We start from the raw sequence: 22,108 nt of genomic DNA on the forward strand, positions 1-22,108 counted from the left end.
AAATATTAACTGTACAAAAAACCAGCACACCCTAAATCACGCCTAAGTCTCAACCAGGCGTTAGCAATGAAAAGGATCGTTGACCATTATCCCAACATAGGTATATTTTGAATGTGTGCAAGGAAGCCGCTCTTGTGGGTGTGTAGCAGCAAAAAAGACCTGAAGCAGATGCCCACAGACGTGCAGGACGTTTTCGGTTATGCACTGGATCTCGCCCAAAATGGGCTGAAGCACCCAGATGCAAAACCTTTAAAGGGCTTTGGCGGTGCAGGAGTATTGGAACTGGTGGAGAACTTCGATACCAACACCTATCGCGCCGTTTACACAGTTCGTTTCGACAGCGCTGTTTACGTTTTGCACTGTTTCCAGAAGAAGGCGACGTCTGGAATCAAAACCGCTCAGTCGGACATTGAGCTAATCCGAAACCGACTTAGAGCTGCCCAGAATCACGCCAAAGGATCATCAAATGATAGAAATTGAAGAAGGCAGCGGCAACGTCTACCAAGACCTCGGCTTGCCCAATGCCAGTGAAATGCAGGTCAAATCACAACTCGCGGCCAAGATCGGCGAAATCATAAAGGCACGCCATCTGACCCAAATTCAAGCTTCGGAAATTCTGGGTTTGTCTCAGCCCAAACTCTCCGAAATGCTTCGCGGGAAATTTCGCGGTATCAGTGAAGCCAAGATGATGGAGTGTCTTTCCCGGCTCGGACGAGACGTACAAATAGTGGTGAAATCAGCCCCTCGTTCAAGGAAAGAGGGGCGTATTGAGGTGGTATTCGCTTGACGCGATAAGGCGTCAGGCGCCCTGCACCGCTGCTTCAGTCTCACCTTCAACCGTCAACCACCACGCACTCCCCCGCTGCGGTTGCGCCAGATTAAACGCCTCGCCCATCTGCGGCGTCGTGATCGTCACACTGCGCTCCCACGCCAGCGCGAGGATTCGGTCGAACGGTTCGTGCCACGCATGCATGGCCAGGTCGAACGTGCCGTTGTGGATCGGAAACAGCCAGCGGCCCTTGAGGTCGATGTGCGCTTGCAGGGTTTGTTCCGGTTGCATGTGCACGTGTGGCCATTCGACGTTGTAGGCGCCGGTTTCCATCAGGGTCAGGTCGAACGGGCCGTATTCTTCGCCGATGCGTTTGAAGCCGTCGAAGTAGCCGCTGTCGCCGCTGAAGAAGATGCGCGTGTCGCCGTCGATCATCACCCACGACGCCCACAGTGTGCTGTTGCCGTCGAACAGGCCTCGACCGGAGAAGTGTTGCGACGGGGTGGCGATGAATCGGATGCCGGCGATTTCGGTGCCCTGCCACCAGTCGTATTGGCGCACTTTGCTGGCATCGATGCCCCATTTGATCAGGGTGTCGCCGACGCCGAGCGGGGTCAGGAAGTAGTTGGTTTTGTCGGCGAGTTTGAGTACGGCTTGGTAGTCGAGGTGGTCGTAGTGGTTGTGCGACAGGATCACCGCTTCGATCGGCGGCAATTGATCGATGCTGATCGGTGGCTGGTGAAAACGTTTCGGGCCGGCCCATTGCACGGGCGAGGCGCGCTCGGCAAAGACCGGGTCGGTGATCCAGAATTTATCGCGCAGTTTCAGCAGCAAGGTCGAATGGCCGAGGCGATAGACGCTGTGGTTCGGCGCGGCCAGCAGGTCTTCGCGGGTCAGCGCTTGCACCGGGATCGGCGCGGCGGGCCGGGTGTCGCGGGGTTTGTGGAAGATCATGTTCCACATGATCCGCAACATTTTGCGCAGGCCTTCGCGCTGCACCGGCGCGTGGTTGCGGAACAGCCCTTGAGCCTGACGTGAGGCTTCGGGTGTGGAAGCGGGATTTGGGTTGGCCATGACTGAATGACTCCTGAAAAACCGGGGAATTCACGGCGTTTCACGGTGGGACGATAAATGGCCAAGGCTGCACGCACAGGCCGAACTGTCTTTTTTTAGGTTGCGAGGATTAACGCAACATTACACTGAGCGGTGTAGTTTCTAGGTTGCATCAAACACGATGACAAGTAAACTACCGAGTGTAATTTCATTCACTTCCTGCCGAAGCGTACTTATGACAGCTCCACAGCGCCTCACCGACCGTAAACGCGAAGCCATTATTCAGGCGGCGATTGCCGAATTTCGTGCCAACGGGTTCGAGGTCACCAGCATGGATAAGATCGCCGCGACGGCGGGTGTGTCGAAGCGAACGGTGTACAACCATTTCCCCAGCAAGGAAGAGTTGTTCGCCGAGATTCTGAATCAGTTGTGGGCGCGGATCAGCGCAGAAATGCGCGAACCGTATTGCGCCGACAAGCCTTTGCGCGAGCAGCTGCGGCAGATGCTGTTGGCCAAATTGCAGATGATGGCCGACGACAATTTCCTCGGCCTGGCGCGGGTGGCGATTGCCGCCACCATTCATTCCCCGGAGCGTGCGCAGAACATGGTGGCGCGCATGGGCGAACGTGAAGAAGGCCTGACGGTGTGGATTCGTGCAGCGGTGGCCGACGGTCGATTGAAGCCTGTCGATCCGGAATTCGCCGCGCATCAGGTGCAAGGCCTACTGAAGTCGTTTGGCTTCTGGCCACAGATTTCCATGGGCCAACCGCCGCTGGATGCCGAGATGCAGAACACCGTCGTTGAATCGGCTCTGGACATGTTTCTCGGCTGTTATCAGCTCTAAGTCGCCGCTCTCCTGCGTGAGCCATCGATTAATGGCTCGGAAGGACACTGATCATTCCCGTTGGAATAAATGACAATGTCCGACAATCGACCGACAGACGGTCGACCTGAGGAAATATACTGCAAAGTATTTCAGGACGAATCTCGCGCAGGACACCATGGAAAACAATCGCGGCAAAGGCTTGTCATTCGCCAGACGTATTTACCTGCCCCGGATCATCGGTCTGGGCGTCGGGTTTTTCTGTGTCGGCGCCGCGCTGTATCCGCTGAACATGCCGGGCTGGATCTGGGCACTGTTGCTGTTTAACGGCTTTGCCTGGCCGCATCTGGCGTATCAGATCTCCACGCGCTCTGCGTTCCCCTATCAGGCCGAGCGCCGCAACATGCTTTATGACTCGCTGTGCGGCGGGTTCTGGGCGGCGAGTTTTCAGTTCAATCCGCTGGCGACCGTGACCATTCTGTCGATGATGACCATGAACAACGTGGCGGCCGGTGGCCAGCGTTTGTTCGTGTTTGGCGCCCTCGCCCAACTCGTCGGCGTGTTGCTGGGCTGGTCGATCTTCGGTTTCAAATTCAGTCTGACGATGACACAGGCGCAAGTCTGGGCCTGCCTGCCGATGCTCACCTTGTATCCGCTGGCGTTGGGCATGGTCTGTTATCGACTGGCGATCAAACTGTCCCAGCATAAACGTGCGTTGAGCGCGCTCAGCCGTACCGACAGCCTGACAGGCCTGCTCAATCACGGCGCCTGGAAAGACCTGCTGCATCTGAAGTTTCAGCAGTGCCGTCAGCACAACACGCAGGCCACATTGGCGTTGATCGACATCGATCATTTCAAGGTGATCAACGACAGTTATGGGCACATCGTTGGCGATGCCGCGCTGCGTCAATTGAGTCAGGAGCTCAAGCGTGTGCTCGATGAATACGAGTTGGCCGGGCGTTATGGCGGTGATGAGTTTTGCGTGATTCTGCCGACGTTGCCATTGGCCAAAGCCGAGGTGTTGATGGAGAAGTTGCGCGAGGCACTGGAGCAGTATCGCCATCCGGATGTGCCGGATTTGCGGGTGAGTTTGAGTATTGGCCTGGCGCGCTATCAGGCCGGGTATAAGGACGCGGTGGATTGGCTGGAGGATGCGGACAAGGCGTTGTATACGGCGAAACATACGGGGCGCAATACGATCAGTGTCGCATTGGCGCATGACGCGAGAGTTTGAGTGAGCGTGGCGCCGCCTTCGCGAGCAAGCCCGCTCCCACATTTGAACCGCATTCCTACTGACGAAACTCGGTCAAACTGTGGGAGCGGGCTTGCTCGCGAAGAGGCCGGCAGCCACAACGCAAGACTATAGTGATGCACAGCCACCCAACCCCGCCGAGCCCATCATGACCCCTGCCCCATCGGAAAAACCCACCACCGACCCCACCGATCACCTGCGCTTCCACCGCCCTCACGCCCACCTCGCCACCACGTTCGGCAACGACACCTTCGCCTTGCGCGCCGAGGTCTTTGCGCGGTTCTTCGGCACGCCGACATTTCTCGGCGCGCAAACCCTGATCGTGTTGCTGTGGGTCTGCCTCAACGTTTTCGGCGTGACCACGTTCGACGTTTACCCGTTCATCCTGCTCAACCTCGCGTTCAGCCTGCAATCGGCCTACGCCGCGCCGCTGATTCTGCTCGCGCAAACCCGCCAGGCCGCGCGCGACAAGGCGCAATCCGACGCCGATGCCCAGCACCGTGAAGACCTCGCGCGAGCTAACACTGAGCGCCAGGCTCAAGCGGCACAGAACACTGCGCAGTTACTGGAATTGCTGGAGCAAAACACCCGCCTCACTGAAATGACCAAAAGCCTGACCGAGCGCATCGAAAGTCTCACCAGCGAGATGCACGATCACATGCGCCAGTCTGCGCAGCGCTGATCACGGCAGACGCAGCGCCCGCCCAAGTTCATCGAACAGCGTGACCACCGAGCGCAACGCCCGGCAATCCGGACGGGTCAGCAGCCACAGCGCGGTGTCGTAACCGTGCAACGGTTCGCTCAAGGCTTGCAGGTCATCGCCCATCAGAAAATCCGGCAATGCCGCCACACCGAGCCCGGCGCGTACCAACTCCGTAACCGAGAGCATGCTGTTGCAGCGATAACCCGGCACCACGCCGGGCAAGTGCTGACGGCGCCAGGCGATGGTCGGGTGATCGGGCAGAAAGTCATCCGGGGCGATCCAGGTCAGCGCGGCCAGATCTGTAGGATCGACGTTCTGCAGATAGCGCGGACTGGCACAGACCCTGTAGGAAATCTTCGCCAGTTGCCGTCCGACCAAGTGCTCCGGCGGTGTGCGCGTGAGACGCAGGGCAATGTCGGCATCGCGGCGGCTGAGGTTGGCGAAGTCGTTGGAGGTGCTCAGTTCGATGGTCAGCGCCGGGTAGTTGGGCATGAACTGCGCCAGCGCCGGCAGCAGCAGGCCTTGCAGTACCGAGTCGGTGCAGGTCAGACGCACCGTGCCGCTGATCACTTCACCGCCCTGCTCCACGCCAATGCGTGCCGCTTCGAGGGCCTGCTCGGCGCGTTCGGCCTGCTCGGCGAGGTTCTGTGCGAGGGTGGTCGGCAGGTAACCGGCGCGGCTTTTTTCGAAGAGTTGCTGACCGAGTGCGGCTTCGAGACGGCGCACGGCGCGAAACACGGTAGAGACGTCTACTTTTAACAGCTGAGATGCGCGGGCCAGAGAGCCGGCGCGCGTTAGAGCGAGGATCAGGGCCAGATCGGGGTAGTCGAGCTGATAGTGCGCCGCTGCATTGATCACTTGGGGAAACGCCAATATTGAGTGCGTGAGCGCCAATCTATAGTGAGTGGCGTTAGCGGGCAATCACACCCTCTTCAAAGCAAATGCGAAAATTTGTGGTGAGGGGATTTATCTCCGTTCGGCTGCGAAGCAGTCGTCGCTCTTGAAATCTTGGGGCCGCTTCGCCGCCCAACGGGGATAAATCCCCTCGCCACAGGGGTTCATCGATCTATTCAAAAAGGAATTTACATGGACGCTGTTTCCATCGCCCTCATCGGCGATTACGACCCGCAGGTGACGGCCCATCAGGCCATCCCCGTCGCCCTTGGGCTGATTGCTGAACACCTCGCCCGCCCCGTGCATTTCGAATGGCTGGCCACCGACGAGATCTATGCCGATACCGGGCTGGATCGTTTCGATGGCATCTGGTGCGTCCCTGCCAGCCCTTACAAAAGCGAAGCCGGCGCTCTGCGCGCCATTCGTTTTGCCCGCGAGCAGCAGCGCCCTTTCCTCGGCACCTGCGGCGGCTTTCAACATGCTGTGCTGGAATTTTCCCGCAACGTGTTGGGCTGGGCCGATGCCGAGCATGGCGAAACCTCGCCCGAATCCGAACGTGCTTTGCTCACGCCGTTGACCTGTTCACTGGTCGAAGCGGTGGACAGCATTCATCTGGTATCCGGTTCGTTGATCGCGAAGGCGTACGAAACGTCGGAAATCCAGGAAGGCTATCGCTGCCGCTACGGTGTGAATCCGCAGTTCGAGGGTGAGCTTCTGAGCAATGGCCTACACGCCACAGGGCATGATTCGGTGGGGGATTTACGTGCGATCGAGCTCAAGGATCATCGGTTCTTCGTCGCGACGTTGTTCCAGCCGGAACGCGCAGCGCTCAAAGGCAAAATCCCGCCCCTGGTGCGGGCGTTTGTCGAAGCTTGCGTGGAGGCACAGCAATGACCTCGTGTTTTGCGGTGATCTTCACCTCGACGCGCACTGAGGGTGATAACGGTTATGCCGCAGCCGCCGAGCGCATGGAAGAACTGGTGAATATGCAACCGGGGTATCTCGGTGTGGAGTCGGTTCGTGGGGCGGATGGTGTAGGCATTACCGTGTCGTATTGGGAGAGTGAGGCGGCGATTCTTGCGTGGCGGCAGAATCCTGAGCATCGGGTGATTCAGGAGCGTGGGCGATCGATTTGGTATTCGAAGTTTCATACGCGGGTTTGCAGGGTTGAGCGGGAGTATCGGTTTGGGCAGTGAGGGTGGCGGCGCAGTCTAGGCCGCCTTCGCGAGCAAGCTCGGCTCCTACAAAAGATTTGCGAGCGCCACCAATCCTTGTAGGAGCCGAGCTTGCTCGCGAAGAGGCCCTCTCAGTCACCGCAAAATCTCAACCACGCACCAAGCTGCGCACCGCCACAATCTCCGGCACTTCAACCTTCTGCATATACACCCGCAACGGCTCGGTAATGTTGATCCGCTCATCGATATGCTGATCCAGCAGCAACTGAATCAACTCACGTTTAAGCGTCATGGTCTGCTCGGTCGCCGGCGCCCAGACAAATTCGCTGGTCGGAATAATGCCGTCATCGGCGACGTCCATGCCGAACGAATCTTCGCTGAAACGCACGATGTATTGACCGGTTTTACGATTGAGGCCAACAAAACCCTTGAGGTCGTCGGCAGCCTGGCAGATGAGTTGGGAGGTGATGCGCATGGTAAACCTCACGAAAAGTGATCGATGGTTTACACGCAAGGTGATCGAGTGGCGCGCCCTCTGCCGGGGCGTCTGCCGAGGGCAAGCGTACTGCAGTTGGCGAGCAGAATTGTAGGAAAATTCGGTTTTAATACATTTATGTCGGTCTGGCGATAGCACGCAATCGATTCAGTTGTTAAAAGGTACGTCTTTGAAACAGACCCGCGAAAGGATCTCGAACATGCCCGCCACTTTCACCAAAAGCGCCCTCATGCTGAGCCTGTTGCTCGGATTCGGTCAGGCGCACGCCGCCAGCCAGAGCAATCCCGACGCCGTGGCCGGGGCGCATGGCATTCCGCACCCGGCGGTGATCGCTCACCGTGGCGCGTCCTTCGATGCACCGGAATCCACCGCCGCCTCCTATGCACTGGCCCGCGATCTCGGCGCTGATTATCTGGAAATGGATTTGCAGCGCAGCAAGGATGGCGTGCTGTTCGCCCTGCACGACAACAACCTGCAGCGCACCACCGACGTCGCGAGCAAGTTCCCGGATCGCAAGGACAGCCCGGCCAACGCCTTCACCATGGCCGAACTGAAAACCCTCGACGCCGGCAGCTGGTTCAACGCCAAGTACCCGGAGCGCGCGCGTCCTTCTTATGCCGGGCTGAAAATTCTGACCCTGGACGAAATCATCAACATCGCCCAGGCCAACCCGCACCACAAACCAGGCCTTTACATCGAAACCAAAGAGCCGCAGTTGTTCCCGGGCATCGAACATGACCTTAAGGAAAAACTGCAGGATCGCGGCTGGCTGAGCCCGGCCGGTTCGAAACTGGCGAAGAGCCCGTTGGGCGTGGGTCAGGGTAAAGGCAAAGTGATCCTGCAGACGTTCGAGAAAAACAGCCTCGAACTGCTGGAAAAAGAAATGCCGCAAGTGCCGAAAATCCTGCTGTTGTGGGTCGGCGAAGGCAGCATCGAACCGAAGTCGAAAGTGACCTTTGCCGAGTCGGGCGAGAAGGACAAAAACGTTTTCTACGGCAAACAGGAGCCGAAGTCCGAAGCCGAGTTCAAGCAGTGGGTCGACTATGCCAAGGCGCAAGGTGCAATCGGCACCGGCCCTTCCGCGAAGTTGACCAACAGCGGCGATCAAAGCTATTCGGATCTGGTGCAACCGTGGATGAATAAGTACACCCACGATCAAGGCATGCTCGTTCACGTTTACACCGTCGATGAGCCGGTGGATTTCGAGAAAGTGATGGCGGCGGGTGTCGACGGCATCTTCACCAACCGCGCCAGCGAACTGTTGAAGTTCTATAAGCGTCCGGCGGCCGGCAGTGTTGATCAGGTGTTGAAGAACAACGGTTATTGATTGGCGATCGAGTTGTCTGCATCGCGAGCAGGCGCGCTCCTGTAAGAGCTGTTTGTTGGCGGTGCAAGTTTTTAAGGGTGAGTTAAGTTGCGCTGGTTAACCTGAACTCACTTAAACAGCTCACCCAATTAGACACACCACTAAAGGATTGAACCGATGAAAACTTTGACTGCCCTGTTTACTGCCGCTGCTCTGACCCTGACCGCTGGCCTGGCCCAAGCTGATGTTCGCGTCGACCAGATCCCTCAGTTGGTGAAGGAAGGCAAGATCAAGTCGCTGGAATCGATGAACGCTGAAGCGTTGAAACTGCACCCGGGTGCGACCATCACTGACACCGATCTGGATAACCACTTCAATGGTTATGAGTATGAAGTTGAACTGCGCCTGGCCGATGGCACTGAGTGGGATGTCGACTTCGACGCCACTACCGGTAAAGTGCTGAGCAACAAGCAAGACCACTGATATAGCGCACTAGCGAAAGCCGCACGATTGAAAGATCGTGCGGCTTTTTCATATCCGCCACAAAATACGTATGCGCCCCCGATCCACTGTGGGAGTGGGCTTGCTCACGAAAGCGTTGGTTCAGCCACATTGATGTCGACTGACATATCGCTTTCGCGAGCAAGCCCGCTCCCACAGTTGATCGAGTAAGACCTGAAATTATGTTTAGGCCGAAGTGCTGACCAACGCCCCCGACGTACTCGACCCCGAATCCTGCAACGCCTGCAACAACGACGCCGTAGCCGTCTGCAACGAAGCCGAAGTCGTGGTGATCTGCGCCTGCGCTGCCGCCACGTCCGCCGCTTTGGCATCCGCGCTTTCCTGCTTCGCCTGCGCCGCTTGCAGTGCCTGCTGCTGTTGCTGCAATTGCTTTTGCAGCTCGGCAATCTGCTTGCGCAGCTCCTTCACCGAATCCGATTCTTCACTGCTGCTGGAACTGCTATCCCCCGCCGGTGCCGTGCCGCCCGCCGCTTTCGGCGCATCGCCGGATGCACTCGCAGTTGCCGTCGCGGCGGTGGTGGTGTCGTCGCCAACGTCGTTGATCGTGGTTTTACTGGTGGACGTAGTGACAGTCTGATTGATCGAAACAGAGCTGATGCTGACCATGGAAATACTCCAATGCCGGTGATAGATAACCGGTCATCGACCAGGGTCGCGATGAATTGAGATCGACTGTGTACCCACACGGTATCGAAATCGGTACATGTCACCCCGTCATCGAGCGGTCACAAAACCGTCACGCACGATTGCGAAGATGCCGAGCAGGTGAATCTGTAAACCCCACGCCAGACGCCCTCCTCGCAGCGAGCCGCCATGAACCACAGCCTCGACATCAGTCATCGCGATCCCGATCTGTTTGGCCTGCTCTACGGTTTTCGTTTTCTGCCCGGCGAACGTGGCCGCGAAGTGGATTCGGCGACGGCATTACGCTGTTTGCAGGACGACAGCGACGGCGGCGAATTCCTCTGGCTGCACCTGAATTTGGCGCACGCCGCGTGCGAGCGCTGGATGAAGAGTCATCTGCAATTGCCTGAAGAGTTTTTCGAGGCGTTGCATGAAGGCTCGCGGTCGACGCGCATCGAGCATGTCGATTCGGCGTTGCTGGCGGTGGTCAACGATGTGGTGTTCAACCTCAGCAGCATGGTGTCGTCGGACGTGTCGACATTGTGGGTCTGCGTGCGCAGCAAATTGATCGTCAGCGCGCGCCTGCAACCGCTGCACTCGGTGGATAAATTGCGTTCGTCGGTAAAGGCCGGCGAGCGCTTTCGTTCGCCGTCGGAATTGCTCGTGCATTTACTGCGGGATCAGGGTGAGGTGCTGACGCAAATCGTGCGCAAAACCAGTATGAGTGTGGATCAGGTCGAGGATGAATTGCTCTCCTCAAAGCTGTCGACCAACCGTGCGGAACTGGGTGCCAATCGACGGGTGCTGGTGCGGCTGCAACGGCTGTTGGCGCTGGAACCGGGTTCGCTGTTGCGCCTGCTCAATCGGCCGCCGCCGTGGTTGCAGAAGGAGGACGTCAAGGAGCTGCGCAAATCCACTGAAGAGTTTGCGTTGATTATTAACGACCTCACGGCGCTGGGTGAGCGGATCAAATTGCTCCAGGAAGAGATCGCCGCCAACCTCAACGAACAGAGCAACCGCACGCTGTTTACCCTGACCGTGGTAACGGTGCTGGCGTTGCCGATCAACATCATTGCCGGTTTTTTCGGGATGAATGTGGGCGGCGTGCCACTGTCGCAGGATCCGGAAGGGTTCTGGATATTGGTGGCGCTGGTGGCGACGTTTACCGTGATTGCGGGGCGGTGGGCGTTTCGTAAAAGAGGTGATTACTGAGCTCCTCTTTTCTGTGTCCACCACAGATCCTTAGTGGGAGCGGGCTTGCTCGCGAAGGCAGTGTGTCAGACACAATCATTTTGGATGACACACCGCTTTCGCGAGCAAGCCCCCTCCCACAGGGGATCTGCATCGTTCTTCAGATCAGTGGTCGGGGCTAATAGAGCAAATACTGATCTGCCGCAGTCTCTCTGTAACATTCTGCAATGATCATGGGCGACATTCCTTCCCTCGCTGAGGATTGTCCGCTCATGGCTACTCCCTCCCTGACCGCCAGCCACACATCCGCCCCCAGCGGCAGGCCCGTCCTCGACAAGAAAACCAGCCCGTTCACCTACGTGATCTTTTTCGCCGTGTTGGCGATGGGCATGCTGTTCACCGCCTACAGCCTGATGCACGACATGCACGAACTCGGCACGGTTGTCACGACGTGGACGCCGTTCCTGCTGCTCGGCGTGGCGCTGCTGATTGCGCTGGGCTTCGAGTTCGTCAACGGTTTCCATGACACCGCCAACGCCGTTGCTACGGTGATCTACACCCACTCGCTGCCGCCGAATGTCGCGGTGGTCTGGTCGGGTTTTTTCAACTTTCTCGGTGTGCTGCTTTCGAGCGGCGCGGTGGCGTTCGGCATCATCGCGTTGCTGCCGGTTGAGTTGATTTTGCAGGTCGGTTCGTCGGCCGGTTTCGCGATGATCTTCGCCCTGCTGATCGCCGCGATCCTGTGGAACCTCGGCACTTGGTGGCTGGGTTTGCCGGCTTCTTCGTCACACACGCTGATCGGTTCGATCATCGGCGTCGGCGTGGCCAATGCCTTGATGCACGGCCGCGACGGCACCAGCGGTGTCGATTGGGCGCAGGCGACCAAGATTGGTTACGCGCTGCTGCTCTCACCGCTGGTGGGTTTCGGTTGCGCGGCGCTGTTGCTGCTGGCGCTGCGCGCGTTCGTGAAGAATCGTTCGCTGTACAAGGCACCGGAAGGCAACGCGCCGCCGCCCTGGTGGATTCGCGGTTTGCTGATCGCCACGTGCACCGGCGTGTCCTTCGCTCACGGCTCCAACGACGGCCAGAAAGGCATGGGCCTGATCATGTTGATTCTGGTCGGCACGCTGCCGATGGCGTACGCCTTGAACCGCACCATGCCCGAGGAACAATCGCTGCAGTTCGCCGCTGTGGCGCAAGTCACCCAGCAAGCGTTGGTAAAAAGTGCGCCGCAGCCGGCGCCGGCTGATCCGCGTCCAATCCTTTCCGATTACGTGCGCAGCAAGGAAGCCACGCCGCAACTGATCCCCGCCCTCGCCGCCCTCACCGGGCACATTGGCGAAGAAGTCCGGGGCTACGGTTCGCTGGCGAAAGTCCCGGCCGAAGCCATGGGCAACGTGCGTAACGACATGTACTTGGCCAGCGAAAGTATTCGCCTGATGGACAAGAACAAGGTCGGCAATTTCGACGCCGACACCAGCAGCAAACTGCAACTGTTCAAGCAACAGATCGACAACGCCACGCGGTTTATTCCGCTGTGGGTGAAGATCGCCGTGGCCATCGCACTGGGGCTTGGCACCATGGTTGGCTGGAAGCGGATTGTGGTGACGGTGGGTGAGAAAATCGGCAAGACGCACCTGACGTATGCCCAGGGTGCGTCGGCGGAAACCGTGGCGATGCTGACCATTGGCGCGGCGGATATGTTTGGTTTGCCGGTGTCGACGACGCATGTGTTGTCGTCGGGTGTGGCGGGGACGATGGTTGCCAACGGTGGCGGGTTGCAGATGAAGACCATCCGCAATTTGCTGATGGCGTGGGTGCTGACGTTGCCGGCGGCGATCCTGCTGTCGGGCAGCCTCTACTGGCTGTTCACCCAAATCTTCTGACCCACAACAATTCCCTGTAGGAGCTGCCGAAGGCTGCGATCTTTTGATCCTGTTTTTAAAGATCAAAAGATCGCAGCCTGCGGCAGCTCCTACAGGTAGCCGTTTCAGATAGAGATCCAGTGAGGTTTGAGTGCAAGGTGTGGGTTAGAGGGTTGAGCGGATCACATCGCCGAGCCAATCCATGAACACCCGCACGCGCAACGGCAAATGTCGCTGCCTGGCATACAACAACGAAATCGCCATCGACGGCGCCGTAAACTGCGGCAACACCGTCACCAGTTCGCCGTTATCCAAATGCGGCTTCATGCCCGAGTGTGGCACTTGGGTCAAACCGAACCCGCCCAGACACGCCGACTCATAAGCATCCGTGCTGTTGACCGTCACACTGCCCGCCATCGGCAAACGCTTAACCTCACCACCCTCCTCGTACACAAACCCTTCCGAACGCGAACCCATTACGCCGACGTAATGCACCAGCCGATGCTGCGCCAGATCCTCCAGCGTCTGCGGCACACCATAGCGTTCAAGGTAAGCCGGGCTCGCGCAGTTGATCATCGAAAAATCGCCCAAATGCCGCACGACCACCGATTGATCCGGCTGCGCGCCAATGCGCACCACACAATCAAAACCCTCGCTGAGCAGATCGACGCGGCGGTCGGTGCTGCTGATTTCCAGTTCGAGATTCGGATGACGATCCATGAACTCAGGCAACAGCGGCATGACCAGACGTCGCGACAGAATGTTTGGCATGTCGACCCGAATGCGCCCGGTCAGCGAGGCCTCATCCTGGCGGAACAACCCTTCAATCTCGTCCATGTGCGAAAGCAGATCCTTGCTGCGCTCGTACAGCACCAAACCGTCCTGCGTCGCCTGCACTTTGCGCGTGGTGCGCTGCAACAGGCGCGTGCCGAGCAGTGTTTCGAGTGCCTGCACGTGTTCGGACACGGTAGAGCGCGGCAGGCCGAGGCTCTCGCCGGCGAGGGTGAAACTCGACAGTTCGCTGACCCGGACGAAGGTGCGCAGCAGTTCCAGTTTGTTCATGTAAGCACCTGACGATTGTTCGGCTGAGCCGATCAGTGATTCCGATTTCAGTCTGTTTATCACCTATTGGCGGACAAATAAACTGAGTCCCATCACCACTCACCAGCATCGAGGAAGTCCCATGAACCGCAAAATCGCATTGATCACCGGCGCCAGTCGTGGCCTCGGCAAAAACGCCGCCCTGCACCTTGCTGCCCAAGGCGTCGACATCATCGGCACTTATCACAGCCGCGCGGATGAAGCGCAGGCGCTGGTCGTGGAGCTGGAAAAACTCGGCGCCAAAGCGGTGATGCTGCAACTGGACGTCGGTCGCAGCGACAGCTTTGCCGGGTTCGGCGCGAAGGTTGAGCAAGCGCTGCGCGAACAATTTGAATGTGAGCGTTTTGATTTCCTGATCAACAACGCCGGGGTCGGTTTGCACGTGAGCTTCGCCGAGACCACGGTTGAGCAATTCGACATGCTGATGAACGTGCATTTCAAAGGGCCGTTCTTCCTGACTCAGCAACTCTTGCCGCTGATTAACGACGGCGGACGCATCATCAATATCTCCAGCGGCCTCGCGCGTTTCACCATTCCGGGCGCCAGTGCTTATGCGGCGATGAAAGGCGCGATTGAAGTGCTGACTCGTTATCAGGCGAAAGAGCTGGGCGCGCGGCAGATTGCCGTGAACACGTTGGCGCCAGGCGCGATTGAAACTGACTTTGGTGGCGGGACGGTTCGCGATAATGCGGCGGTGAATGCGATGGTCGCGGACAACACCGCGCTGGGACGCGCCGGTCAGCCGGATGATATTGGCGGGGCGCTGGCGTTGTTGCTGTCGCCGGGTGCGCAATGGATCAATGGCCAGCGGGTTGAAGCCTCCGGCGGGATGTTCCTCTAACGTCCCTGAAAACACCTACCTCTGTAGGAACTGCCGAAGGCTGCGATCTTTTGATTTTGCCCTTTAAATCAAGATCAAAAGATCGCAGCCTTCGGCAGCTCCTACACGAGGATCGAGTTAGCCTTGGCAAACGCCACGGGTCATGAAGCGTTCGCGCAGCACGTCGTACGCCCAGTGATACACATAGGTGTACGGCAGGAAGAACAGCAGCACGCCGATATCCAGCAAACACGCCTGCCACAGACTCACCGACAACCACCACGCAATCAGCGGCACGCCCATCACGATCAAACCACCCTCGAACAGCAGCGCATGCACCACCCGCACCCAGGCGTTATGCGCAACATTCATCCGCGCCAGTACCCGGTCGAAGTAGCGGTTGAACACCACGTTCCAGCCCAGCGCCAGCATCGCGATTAACACCGTCACCGCGCCCATCTCAAGCATCGGTTTTTTCATCAACCACGCCAGCAGCGGCGTGCAGATCAGAATGGCCAGCAGTTCGAAACCAACGGCCTGGAAAATACGTTCAGTGATGGATTTAGGGGCAGTCATTGCCTGACTCCTTGAGTGAAGATGGTTGCCATGATCTACCCTCACACCGATACTTCATAACCAATAACCATCGATCAAGGCGATAGTTCATGGCCTCGCAAGAAGTGCTGTTGGCGTTTGTGCAAGCGGCGACCCAAGGTTCGTTTTCGGCGGCGGCGCGCAAACTCGGGCGCAGCCAGTCGACCATCAGCGCGGCAGTGGCCAGCCTTGAGATCGATCTGGATCTGGTGCTGTTTGATCGCAGCAGCCGAAAACCGACGCTCACCCCCGCGGGCCATGTGATGTTGCAACGAGCGGAGGCGATTCTGGCGGCGACCAGTCGTCTGGAAATGACCGCGCGGCAGTTGTCCCAGGGTGTCGAGCCGAAGCTGACCGTGGCGATTTCCGACACGTATCAGTCCTATCGTTTTGAAGCGGCGCTGGTTGGGTTTGAGCAGCGTTATCCGGATCTGGAGCTGGAATGTTTGATCGCCGAATGCGATGACTTGATTGAACTGGTGCAACGCGGTCGTGCGCATCTGGCCTTTGCGGAGATGCAGGAGAATTATCCGCCAGATCTGGTGACCTCGACCGTGGCCGAACGCACGGAAATCGCTCTGTTCGTCAATCGCGATCATCCGTTGGCGACGCTTGAGCACATTGATCAGCACACCTTGGAGCTGCATCGCGAGCTGCGCCTGGCGACCATCGTTAATCCCTATGACAGTCGTGGCAAAGGCCGGGTGTGGTCGGCGCCGAGTTATTTGATGTTGCTGGAAATGGCCGAAAAGGGTTTTGGCTGGGCGCCGTTGCCGCGTTGGCTGGCGCAACGGTTTGGCAATGATTTGCTGGTGGAGTTGAAAGTGCGTGGCTGGCCGAAACCGGTGTTTGTCGATGCACTGTGGTCGCGGCTGTATCCGCCGGGGCCGGCGGGGAGCTGGTTGCTTAACAAGATGCTGGAATAGCGGTGCCCCATTCGCGAGCAAGCCCGCTCCCACAGGTATCGAGGTGTTCATTGATTTTGTATGCGACTCGGACACTGTGGGAGCGGGCTTGCTCGCGAAGGCGTCACCCCAGACACCCAATCAAGCAGCCTCAATCATCACCGGTCGATTCAACAAAAAATACTCATGCAACCCACGCATTGCCGGCAGCTCCAGCGCCTGCGCCGCATAACACAACCCCACCCTTCGCGTCGGTGCCGGCAGGTGCAACGGGCGCACCACCACCCGCGCATGTCCGGTCACCAATGACTGCGGCAACATCGCCACGCCAACTCCCGCCGCCACCATGTGCAACGCCTGTTGCAACGAGCCGGCATGCCCCGCCACCGCTTCCGGCGAACGCCCGTACAACGCCATCAAGCGCTGATGCGACGGATGCTGCGGACAGGTAATCCAATCCTCAATCGGCACCCAATTCGCTTGCACCGCCGCCATTGGATGATTCAACGGCAGCGCCATCACATAGGATTCTTCCCACAGCGGCAGGAACAATTCGTCCTCGCAACACATCTCTTCGACCGCCAAGCGTCCATCACCCTGACAGCCCTCCTCCATCGTCAGCAACAGATTCGGCAATGCCAGATGCGCCATGCGTACAAAGGCTTCGATGTGGCTGGCAGCGATGTCGCCCTCGATGCCGAGGGTCAGCGGCGCACGGTTTTCGCGGCCGCGAAACATTCGGCTCAGCGCCTCGGCGTCGGCGACCATTCGCCGCGCTTGCGGATACAGCAACCGCGCTTCATCACTGACTTCGACACCGCGCGGCTGGCGCACGAATAACGTCGCGCCGAGCTCTTCCTCCAACTGTTTGATCGTCACCGACAGCGTTGGCTGGCTGATAAACAGGCGCTGCGCGGCGGCGGTGATGTTGCGTTCTTCGAACACGGCGAGGAAGGCTTTGAGATGACGGATATCCATAGGAGATTCCGATAGCAGACAGAGGAATAAGGCATTTTTCAGCCGCAACGGCGCTAAATATACTGCGCCCATCGTTCAGTCATTTGAAATACTTATTTCAGGAGTTCACCCATGAGCAAGCCATTGATCATCATCACCGGTGCCAGTTCGGGCATCGGCGAAGCCACCGCCCGTCGTTTGAGCGCGGCCGGCCATCCGCTGCTGTTGCTCGCGCGTCGCGATGAACGCCTTGAAGCGTTGGCGCTGCCGCACAGCCTGAGCCGCAAAGTCGACATCACCGATCGCAGCGCACTGCTCGCGGCGGTGGTTGAAGCCGAAGCGCAATTCGGCCCGGCAGATGCGTTGATCAACAACGCTGGCGTCATGTTGCTGGGCGCAATGAGCGAGCAGGATCCGGCGCAGTGGGATCAGATGCTCGACGTCAATGTGAAGGGTCTGCTCAACGGTGTACACGCAGTGGTGGCCGGGATGATCGAGCGTAAGCACGGGACGATTATCAACGTCAGTTCGGTGGCCGGGCGCAAGACGTTCCCGAACCATGTCGCGTATGTCGGCACCAAGTTTGCGGTGCATGGGTTGTCGGAGAATCTGCGCGAGGAGCTGGCGCCGCACAATGTGCGTGTGACGACGATTGCGCCGGGGGCGGTTGAAACTGAGTTGCTGAGCCACACCACGGATGAGGCGATCAAGACTGGGTATCAGGCTTGGAAACAGGACATGGGCGGCACGGTGTTGAGTGCTGAAGATGTGGCGACGGCGATTGAGTATGCGTATGGGCAGCCGCAGGGGGTGTGTATTCGCGAGATAGTGATGGCCGCGACCCGGCAGCAGGCCTGATTTATTGGTTGGCCTTAATGGCCCCTTCGCGAGCAAGCCCGCTCCCACATTTGGAACGCAATCAACTGTGGGAGCGGGCTTGCTCGCGAAGAGGCCGGCAGTGCCAGTGAAGATTTCAGCTCAACCCAGTTCACCAAGCCGCCCCTCGATAAACCTCCGCTCCGGCTCCTGCCGCGTCAACTCCAGAGCCCGCAAATACGCCTCCCGCGCCTCTTCCACCCGCCCCAACTGCCGACAAAACTCCGCCCGCGCCGAATGCGCCAAGTGATAATCCTGCAACTCGCCCCGCGCCAAAATCCCTTCAATCAACTGCAACCCCGCCAACGCCCCATCGCGCTTGGCCACCGCCACCGCTCGATTCAACTCGATCACCGGCGAAGGCACCGCCCGCAACAGCACGTCATACAAACCAACGATTTGCTCCCAATCCGTCTCCGCCGCCGTCGGCGCCTCGGCATGCACCGCCGCAATCGCTGCCTGCAAACAATAAGGCCCAAACCGTCGCGTGGTCAGCGCGCGCTCGACCAGCGCGCAACCTTCAGCGATCAACCCGGCATCCCACAACGCGCGATCCTGATCATCCAGCAGCACCAGTTCACCACTCGGCGAGGTGCGCGCCGAGCGTCGTGATTCGTGCAACAGCATCATCGCCAGCAGCCCCATTACTTCCGGCTCCGGCAGCAATTCCATCAACAACCGCCCCAACCTGATCGCCTCACGCGTCAGATCTTCGCGGGTCAGTTCAGCGCCGACCGACGCCGAATAGCCTTCGTTGAACACCAGATAAATCACCCGCAACACGCTGTCGAGGCGCTCGGGCAATTCGCTCAGGCTCGGCACTTGATAAGGGATTTTCGCGTCACGGATCTTGGCTTTCGCCCGCACGATGCGTTGGGCAATCGCCGCCGGCGCCGAGAGAAATGCGCGGGCGATTTCTTCGGTGGTCAGGTCGCAGACTTCGCGCAAGGTCAGCGGCACTTGCGCATCCGCCGCCAGCGCCGGGTGACAACAGGTGAAGATCAGCCGCAGACGATCATCTTCCACGTCTTCGCCACTCCAGTCGGCCTGTTCGAGTTCTTCTAGTTGCGCCAGCAACATCGGCTGTGAGGCTTTGAACCGGGCGCGGCGGCGCAATACATCAATCGCCTTGAAGCGCCCGGTCGAGACCAGCCAGGTGCGCGGATTTTCCGGCACGCCGTCGCGCTGCCAGCGTTCGACGGCGACGAAGAACGCTTCGTGCAAGGCTTCTTCGGCGAGGTCGAAATCACCCAGCAGGCGAATCAGCGTCGCCAGAATCCGCCGCGAGTCTTCGCGATAGACCTGCTCGACCCGCGCCCGAACCTCAGACATTCAACTGCCGTACCGGGCGCACTTCAACGCTGCCGACCCGCGCCGCCGGAATGTTGCCGGCGACCTGAATCGCTTCGTTGAGATCCTTGGCGTCGATCAGGTAGAAACCGGCCAGTTGCTCCTTGGTTTCCGCGAACGGGCCATCGGTGATCGACACTTTGCCGTTGCGCATACGCACCGTGGTGGCGGTCTGCACTGACTCCAAGGCCTCGGCGGCAACCATTCGCCCGCTGCCCTGAATCGACTCGGCGTAGGCCCAGCATTCGGCGTCTTCCGGGCTGTCGGGCGATGAATGCAGCAAGCGCTCATCGCTGTAGACCAAGCATAAATACTTCATGGCGTTCTCCTGAAGCGGACGGATCAACTATGGCTGAAGATCAGGGTTGCACATCGAACAGGGTCGCGCCGCTCATCGGATCGAACGGCGCCGACCAGTGTTCGTGAGCGATTTTCCACGCCCCGCCGATCTGCCGATAGCAGGCGGTGACGCGCATCCAGCAGCTCTGGGTTTCGCCTTTTTCATTGGTGCCGCCGCAGTTAGCCACCCAGTGGGCGAAGGCGATGTTGTCGGCGGTTTCGATGGCGATTTCATTGAATTCGAAAATGTGCGGGCCGGGGCACATTTCCATGCACGCGACCCAGTGTTCGCGGTACGCCGGTTTGCCCTTGAATTGCAGGGCCTTGATCGCGTCGAACGAGACGATGTCGTCGGCGTACAGCGCCATGACTTTCTCTACGTCCTTTTTCATCACGGCGTCGCGGTAGGTGTTGATCAGGGTCTGGATATCACTTTGTGCGCTCATGGTGTTCTCCGTGGTTTTTGTTGTGAAGACACCCTTAGTCGCTTGGTGGATCGGCAGATCGACAGGCGAAACAAAAAATTTCCACTGAGGCCAAAATCGCTAGAATCCGAGGCTTATCTTTGTAGGAAAAAGGAAATTCCCGTGTCAGCCCAACTCGTGCCGTACGACAGCCTGAATGCTTTGCAGCGTCAGCAAGTCGAGGCGATTGAAATCCATGCCGAGCAGATCAAGTTCTCCGGCGATATTCACGGTGCGTTGCACACCTTGTTGTCGAAACCAGGCCCCGGCGTGAAGGGTTTTGCCTTGCTGGCGGATGAAGTGCCGGTGGCGTTTCTGCTGCTCAAGCGCCCGCCCGTGTTGCCGGCCTGGGCCGATGAACACAGCGCCACCTTGCATGCGTTGCAGGTTGATCGCCGCGCGCAGGGCAAGGGTTATGGCAAGGCGTGTCTGCAAGCGCTGCCCGAGGTCGCGCGTCAGGCTTGGCCGGAGATCAAAGGGCTGGAGTTGTCGGTGGACGCGGATAACGACGCGGCGATTGCGCTGTACGCCAAGCACGGCTACGTCGACAGCGGCGAAGCGTACAAGGGCCGGATCGGTTACGAACGGCGCATGGGGCTGGTTTTCTAAGTAAGGATGATCGACTCAGTCGAAGCGCTGGAAGCGATTTACTGACTGCCGCACGAGCGGGCGGTGCGCAAGCAGACCGCCCTTTCTGACACATGGCCTGAACACACCACTGCTCCCACAAGCGGTTTTTGATGATCGTTCCCACGCTCTGCGTGGGCATGCAGCCGGGGACGCTCTGCGTCCCAAAGTCGTGACGCAGAGCATCACGGGAGGCATTCCCACGCAGAGCGTGGGAACGATCAGCGTGGTAACGATCATGGGTTTTGCGGTGTTGTCAGAGGGTCAGGATCATCTCGTGCCACGCCATCCCGCCGTGATCCGACTCCGACGGTTTGATGTAGGCAAAGCCAAACCCGGCGTACAGCGGAATATGCTTTTCCTTGCACATCAAATGAATCGTCGCCTTGTCCATCCCGCGCATGCGCTCGATAAATGCAGCCATCAAACGCTTTGCCAACCCTTGCCCCTGATAATCCGGGTGCACCACCACCGACATGATCACCACGTTCGGCCCTTTCGGGTCATGGCCGATCAACTCTTTGAACGCCTCATCCGACATCTGCACATCAAACGCCGCGCCCGAATTGACGAAACCCGCCACCACGCCATCCACTTCCGCCACGACAAAGCCTTCCGGCCAGGTGGCGATGCGTGTGGCGATTTTCTCGCGGGTGGCGGCTTCGTCGCCTTCGTAGGCAACGGTTTCGATGGCGTAGCAGCGATCCAGGTCGACGGCGGTGACGTTGCGGATGACGGTGTTCATGGCGGCTCGGAAATCAGCAGAAGAAAGTGCTGAAAGCATAAAGGAATCGCGGGGGCATATCGATCCGCACACGGCGCAAACGCATGAGGCGGATCCTTTGATCCGCCTCATCACTGTCGGCTCAGGCCTTGGTATCGACCGGCACACAGATTTCCAGTTTGCCGGTGTGCAGGCGCGGGTTGAAATCGGCGCTGTAACGCTCCAGTTCCGGGGCATTCAGCTCGACGTAGTGAGAGGTCGGCAACCAGGTTTTGTAGATGTATTGCAGAGTTTGCGGCAACTGATCGAGCGGCCCTTTGTGTTCGAACACCGCGTATTGACGGGGCAGCACTTCGACCCAGCGATAGACGTCCTGCGGCAGTTCGTCGAGCTTGGTGATTTCCACGCCGGCGATGTAATCGAAGCCGCCCTTGCCGTCAAAATTGCAGCACACGCCGTAGGTCACTTCGCCTTTTTGCCCGGGAATTCGTCCCAGGTGCGGCAGGAATTTCTCCCACAGCGCCGGGATGTCCTTGGCGGTGTCTTGGGTAAATCGATCGCCAAATCCTGCAATCAGCAGGAAGTGTCCATGTTCGAAGCGAGGTTCAGCCACTTCGACGCGTGTTTGCTCATCCATGACTCGACTCCTGGCACAAAAAAGGGGTTCGGCTGGGAGTA

27 protein-coding genes are annotated in these 22,108 nt (G+C 58.7%); 15 read left to right on the top strand and 12 right to left on the bottom strand.

The window, feature by feature from the left end:
• Positions 1-111: 111 nt before the first annotated feature.
• Entirely contained in the window at positions 112-480 is a 369-nt protein-coding gene (locus GVL50_RS10170; RefSeq protein WP_159812737.1) for a type II toxin-antitoxin system RelE/ParE family toxin, read from the top strand.
• Positions 467-787 carry a helix-turn-helix domain-containing protein gene (locus tag GVL50_RS10175; protein ID WP_053122912.1) on the top strand — a complete coding sequence of 107 codons (321 nt, stop codon included), beginning with the start codon at positions 467-469 and terminating at the stop codon, positions 785-787. The genes GVL50_RS10170 and GVL50_RS10175 overlap by 14 nt, the downstream gene beginning before the upstream one ends.
• Before the next feature lie 12 nt (positions 788-799).
• On the opposite strand, the gene GVL50_RS10180 is transcribed toward GVL50_RS10175, so the two are convergent.
• On the bottom strand, positions 800-1,843 hold the full coding sequence (locus GVL50_RS10180; RefSeq protein WP_159812739.1) for an MBL fold metallo-hydrolase: 1,044 nt from the start codon (positions 1,841-1,843) through the stop codon (positions 800-802).
• 214 nt (positions 1,844-2,057) lie between these two features.
• On the opposite strand from GVL50_RS10180, the gene GVL50_RS10185 reads away from it, so the two are divergent.
• From GVL50_RS10185 to GVL50_RS10195, 3 genes are all read left to right on the top strand, one after another.
• Positions 2,058-2,666, top strand: a complete 609-nt coding sequence (locus GVL50_RS10185; RefSeq protein ID WP_159812741.1) for a TetR/AcrR family transcriptional regulator — start codon at positions 2,058-2,060, stop codon at positions 2,664-2,666.
• A gap of 157 nt (positions 2,667-2,823) precedes the next feature.
• On the top strand, positions 2,824-3,879 hold the full coding sequence (locus GVL50_RS10190; RefSeq protein WP_159812742.1) for a diguanylate cyclase: 1,056 nt from the start codon (positions 2,824-2,826) through the stop codon (positions 3,877-3,879).
• A 166-nt stretch (positions 3,880-4,045) separates the two neighbouring features.
• Positions 4,046-4,579 carry a DUF1003 domain-containing protein gene (locus GVL50_RS10195; RefSeq protein WP_159812743.1) on the top strand — a complete coding sequence of 178 codons (534 nt, stop codon included), beginning with the start codon at positions 4,046-4,048 and terminating at the stop codon, positions 4,577-4,579.
• On the opposite strand, the gene GVL50_RS10200 is transcribed toward GVL50_RS10195, so the two are convergent.
• Entirely contained in the window at positions 4,580-5,458 is an 879-nt protein-coding gene (locus GVL50_RS10200; RefSeq protein WP_053122921.1) for a LysR substrate-binding domain-containing protein, read from the bottom strand.
• Between the two features lie 228 nt (positions 5,459-5,686).
• Between GVL50_RS10200 and GVL50_RS10205 the strand changes: the two genes are divergently transcribed.
• The gene (locus GVL50_RS10205; protein WP_159812745.1) at positions 5,687-6,388 is read left to right on the top strand and encodes a CTP synthase; all 702 of its coding nucleotides are present in this window, start codon (positions 5,687-5,689) and stop codon (positions 6,386-6,388) included.
• Positions 6,385-6,690, top strand: coding sequence for an antibiotic biosynthesis monooxygenase (locus tag GVL50_RS10210; protein WP_159812747.1), 306 nt, complete (start codon positions 6,385-6,387; stop codon positions 6,688-6,690). The genes GVL50_RS10205 and GVL50_RS10210 overlap by 4 nt, the downstream gene beginning before the upstream one ends.
• Positions 6,691-6,817: 127 nt before the next feature.
• Here GVL50_RS10210 and GVL50_RS10215 read toward each other — a convergent pair whose 3' ends face one another.
• Positions 6,818-7,144: a DUF2025 family protein gene (locus GVL50_RS10215; RefSeq protein ID WP_159812749.1), complete on the bottom strand. Its 327-nt coding sequence runs from the start codon at positions 7,142-7,144 to the stop codon at positions 6,818-6,820.
• 220 nt (positions 7,145-7,364) lie between these two features.
• Between GVL50_RS10215 and GVL50_RS10220 the strand changes: the two genes are divergently transcribed.
• The gene (locus tag GVL50_RS10220; protein WP_159812751.1) at positions 7,365-8,492 is read left to right on the top strand and encodes a glycerophosphodiester phosphodiesterase; all 1,128 of its coding nucleotides are present in this window, start codon (positions 7,365-7,367) and stop codon (positions 8,490-8,492) included.
• Between the two features lie 156 nt (positions 8,493-8,648).
• On the top strand, positions 8,649-8,954 hold the full coding sequence (locus GVL50_RS10225) for a PepSY domain-containing protein (RefSeq protein ID WP_159812753.1): 306 nt from the start codon (positions 8,649-8,651) through the stop codon (positions 8,952-8,954).
• Positions 8,955-9,158: 204 nt separating this feature from the next.
• Here GVL50_RS10225 and GVL50_RS10230 read toward each other — a convergent pair whose 3' ends face one another.
• On the bottom strand, positions 9,159-9,599 hold the full coding sequence (locus GVL50_RS10230) for a hypothetical protein (RefSeq protein WP_159812755.1): 441 nt from the start codon (positions 9,597-9,599) through the stop codon (positions 9,159-9,161).
• Positions 9,600-9,806: 207 nt separating this feature from the next.
• Between GVL50_RS10230 and GVL50_RS10235 the strand changes: the two genes are divergently transcribed.
• Positions 9,807-10,829, top strand: a complete 1,023-nt coding sequence (locus GVL50_RS10235; protein ID WP_159812757.1) for a transporter — start codon at positions 9,807-9,809, stop codon at positions 10,827-10,829.
• A 251-nt stretch (positions 10,830-11,080) separates the two neighbouring features.
• Positions 11,081-12,694 (top strand): inorganic phosphate transporter, encoded by a 1,614-nt coding sequence (locus tag GVL50_RS10240; RefSeq protein WP_159812758.1) that lies wholly within the window; start codon positions 11,081-11,083, stop codon positions 12,692-12,694.
• Positions 12,695-12,838: 144 nt separating this feature from the next.
• Here GVL50_RS10240 and GVL50_RS10245 read toward each other — a convergent pair whose 3' ends face one another.
• Positions 12,839-13,735 carry a LysR family transcriptional regulator gene (locus tag GVL50_RS10245; protein WP_159812760.1) on the bottom strand — a complete coding sequence of 299 codons (897 nt, stop codon included), beginning with the start codon at positions 13,733-13,735 and terminating at the stop codon, positions 12,839-12,841.
• A gap of 121 nt (positions 13,736-13,856) precedes the next feature.
• Here GVL50_RS10245 and GVL50_RS10250 point away from each other — a divergent pair, with 121 nt between their 5' ends.
• Positions 13,857-14,615 carry an SDR family NAD(P)-dependent oxidoreductase gene (locus GVL50_RS10250; RefSeq protein ID WP_159812762.1) on the top strand — a complete coding sequence of 253 codons (759 nt, stop codon included), beginning with the start codon at positions 13,857-13,859 and terminating at the stop codon, positions 14,613-14,615.
• A 117-nt stretch (positions 14,616-14,732) separates the two neighbouring features.
• Here GVL50_RS10250 and GVL50_RS10255 read toward each other — a convergent pair whose 3' ends face one another.
• Positions 14,733-15,170, bottom strand: coding sequence for a multidrug/biocide efflux PACE transporter (locus GVL50_RS10255; protein ID WP_159812764.1), 438 nt, complete (start codon positions 15,168-15,170; stop codon positions 14,733-14,735).
• A gap of 89 nt (positions 15,171-15,259) precedes the next feature.
• Between GVL50_RS10255 and GVL50_RS10260 the strand changes: the two genes are divergently transcribed.
• Positions 15,260-16,114, top strand: a complete 855-nt coding sequence (locus GVL50_RS10260; RefSeq protein ID WP_159812766.1) for a LysR family transcriptional regulator — start codon at positions 15,260-15,262, stop codon at positions 16,112-16,114.
• A 120-nt stretch (positions 16,115-16,234) separates the two neighbouring features.
• Here GVL50_RS10260 and GVL50_RS10265 read toward each other — a convergent pair whose 3' ends face one another.
• Positions 16,235-17,071 (bottom strand): LysR family transcriptional regulator, encoded by an 837-nt coding sequence (locus tag GVL50_RS10265; RefSeq protein ID WP_159812768.1) that lies wholly within the window; start codon positions 17,069-17,071, stop codon positions 16,235-16,237.
• Positions 17,072-17,182: 111 nt separating this feature from the next.
• Between GVL50_RS10265 and GVL50_RS10270 the strand changes: the two genes are divergently transcribed.
• Positions 17,183-17,908 carry an SDR family oxidoreductase gene (locus tag GVL50_RS10270; protein WP_159812770.1) on the top strand — a complete coding sequence of 242 codons (726 nt, stop codon included), beginning with the start codon at positions 17,183-17,185 and terminating at the stop codon, positions 17,906-17,908.
• Positions 17,909-18,028: 120 nt separating this feature from the next.
• Here the strand turns inward: GVL50_RS10270 and GVL50_RS10275 are convergent, their stop codons facing one another.
• The 3 genes from GVL50_RS10275 to GVL50_RS10285 are packed head-to-tail and all read right to left on the bottom strand — an operon-like array spanning position 18,029 to position 20,061.
• Positions 18,029-19,258: an RNA polymerase sigma factor gene (locus GVL50_RS10275; RefSeq protein ID WP_159812771.1), complete on the bottom strand. Its 1,230-nt coding sequence runs from the start codon at positions 19,256-19,258 to the stop codon at positions 18,029-18,031.
• Positions 19,251-19,595 (bottom strand): YciI family protein, encoded by a 345-nt coding sequence (locus GVL50_RS10280; protein WP_053122952.1) that lies wholly within the window; start codon positions 19,593-19,595, stop codon positions 19,251-19,253. The genes GVL50_RS10275 and GVL50_RS10280 overlap by 8 nt, the downstream gene beginning before the upstream one ends.
• A 40-nt stretch (positions 19,596-19,635) precedes the next feature.
• The gene (locus GVL50_RS10285) at positions 19,636-20,061 is read right to left on the bottom strand and encodes a nuclear transport factor 2 family protein (RefSeq protein WP_159812773.1); all 426 of its coding nucleotides are present in this window, start codon (positions 20,059-20,061) and stop codon (positions 19,636-19,638) included.
• Between the two features lie 141 nt (positions 20,062-20,202).
• Between GVL50_RS10285 and GVL50_RS10290 the strand changes: the two genes are divergently transcribed.
• Positions 20,203-20,688, top strand: a complete 486-nt coding sequence (locus GVL50_RS10290; protein ID WP_159812775.1) for an N-acetyltransferase — start codon at positions 20,203-20,205, stop codon at positions 20,686-20,688.
• A 274-nt stretch (positions 20,689-20,962) separates the two neighbouring features.
• On the opposite strand, the gene GVL50_RS10295 is transcribed toward GVL50_RS10290, so the two are convergent.
• The gene (locus GVL50_RS10295; RefSeq protein ID WP_159812777.1) at positions 20,963-21,451 is read right to left on the bottom strand and encodes a GNAT family N-acetyltransferase; all 489 of its coding nucleotides are present in this window, start codon (positions 21,449-21,451) and stop codon (positions 20,963-20,965) included.
• 121 nt (positions 21,452-21,572) lie between these two features.
• Positions 21,573-22,067 carry a GyrI-like domain-containing protein gene (locus tag GVL50_RS10300; RefSeq protein ID WP_053122959.1) on the bottom strand — a complete coding sequence of 165 codons (495 nt, stop codon included), beginning with the start codon at positions 22,065-22,067 and terminating at the stop codon, positions 21,573-21,575.
• Positions 22,068-22,108 lie beyond the last annotated feature (41 nt).

It is taken from the genome of Pseudomonas sp. 18058, from assembly GCF_902706155.1.
Taxonomy (GTDB): Bacteria; Pseudomonadota; Gammaproteobacteria; order Pseudomonadales; family Pseudomonadaceae; genus Aquipseudomonas; species Aquipseudomonas rustica.

Coding starts and splice junctions, on each gene's coding strand:
- GVL50_RS10270 (WP_159812770.1), top strand. CDS start 17,183: ATGAGCAAGCCATTGATCATCATCACCGGTGCCAGTTCGGGCATCGGC.
- GVL50_RS10240 (WP_159812758.1), top strand. CDS start 11,081: ATGGCTACTCCCTCCCTGACCGCCAGCCACACATCCGCCCCCAGCGGC.
- GVL50_RS10230 (WP_159812755.1), bottom strand. CDS start 9,599: ATGGTCAGCATCAGCTCTGTTTCGATCAATCAGACTGTCACTACGTCC.
- GVL50_RS10205 (WP_159812745.1), top strand. CDS start 5,687: ATGGACGCTGTTTCCATCGCCCTCATCGGCGATTACGACCCGCAGGTG.
- GVL50_RS10280 (WP_053122952.1), bottom strand. CDS start 19,595: ATGAAGTATTTATGCTTGGTCTACAGCGATGAGCGCTTGCTGCATTCA.
- GVL50_RS10185 (WP_159812741.1), top strand. CDS start 2,058: ATGACAGCTCCACAGCGCCTCACCGACCGTAAACGCGAAGCCATTATT.
- GVL50_RS10250 (WP_159812762.1), top strand. CDS start 13,857: ATGAACCGCAAAATCGCATTGATCACCGGCGCCAGTCGTGGCCTCGGC.
- GVL50_RS10190 (WP_159812742.1), top strand. CDS start 2,824: ATGGAAAACAATCGCGGCAAAGGCTTGTCATTCGCCAGACGTATTTAC.
- GVL50_RS10235 (WP_159812757.1), top strand. CDS start 9,807: ATGAACCACAGCCTCGACATCAGTCATCGCGATCCCGATCTGTTTGGC.
- GVL50_RS10225 (WP_159812753.1), top strand. CDS start 8,649: ATGAAAACTTTGACTGCCCTGTTTACTGCCGCTGCTCTGACCCTGACC.
- GVL50_RS10255 (WP_159812764.1), bottom strand. CDS start 15,170: ATGACTGCCCCTAAATCCATCACTGAACGTATTTTCCAGGCCGTTGGT.
- GVL50_RS10175 (WP_053122912.1), top strand. CDS start 467: ATGATAGAAATTGAAGAAGGCAGCGGCAACGTCTACCAAGACCTCGGC.
- GVL50_RS10215 (WP_159812749.1), bottom strand. CDS start 7,144: ATGCGCATCACCTCCCAACTCATCTGCCAGGCTGCCGACGACCTCAAG.
- GVL50_RS10295 (WP_159812777.1), bottom strand. CDS start 21,451: ATGAACACCGTCATCCGCAACGTCACCGCCGTCGACCTGGATCGCTGC.
- GVL50_RS10170 (WP_159812737.1), top strand. CDS start 112: ATGTGTGCAAGGAAGCCGCTCTTGTGGGTGTGTAGCAGCAAAAAAGAC.
- GVL50_RS10285 (WP_159812773.1), bottom strand. CDS start 20,061: ATGAGCGCACAAAGTGATATCCAGACCCTGATCAACACCTACCGCGAC.
- GVL50_RS10220 (WP_159812751.1), top strand. CDS start 7,365: ATGCCCGCCACTTTCACCAAAAGCGCCCTCATGCTGAGCCTGTTGCTC.
- GVL50_RS10275 (WP_159812771.1), bottom strand. CDS start 19,258: ATGTCTGAGGTTCGGGCGCGGGTCGAGCAGGTCTATCGCGAAGACTCG.
- GVL50_RS10210 (WP_159812747.1), top strand. CDS start 6,385: ATGACCTCGTGTTTTGCGGTGATCTTCACCTCGACGCGCACTGAGGGT.
- GVL50_RS10265 (WP_159812768.1), bottom strand. CDS start 17,071: ATGGATATCCGTCATCTCAAAGCCTTCCTCGCCGTGTTCGAAGAACGC.
- GVL50_RS10245 (WP_159812760.1), bottom strand. CDS start 13,735: ATGAACAAACTGGAACTGCTGCGCACCTTCGTCCGGGTCAGCGAACTG.
- GVL50_RS10300 (WP_053122959.1), bottom strand. CDS start 22,067: ATGGATGAGCAAACACGCGTCGAAGTGGCTGAACCTCGCTTCGAACAT.
- GVL50_RS10260 (WP_159812766.1), top strand. CDS start 15,260: ATGGCCTCGCAAGAAGTGCTGTTGGCGTTTGTGCAAGCGGCGACCCAA.
- GVL50_RS10195 (WP_159812743.1), top strand. CDS start 4,046: ATGACCCCTGCCCCATCGGAAAAACCCACCACCGACCCCACCGATCAC.
- GVL50_RS10180 (WP_159812739.1), bottom strand. CDS start 1,843: ATGGCCAACCCAAATCCCGCTTCCACACCCGAAGCCTCACGTCAGGCT.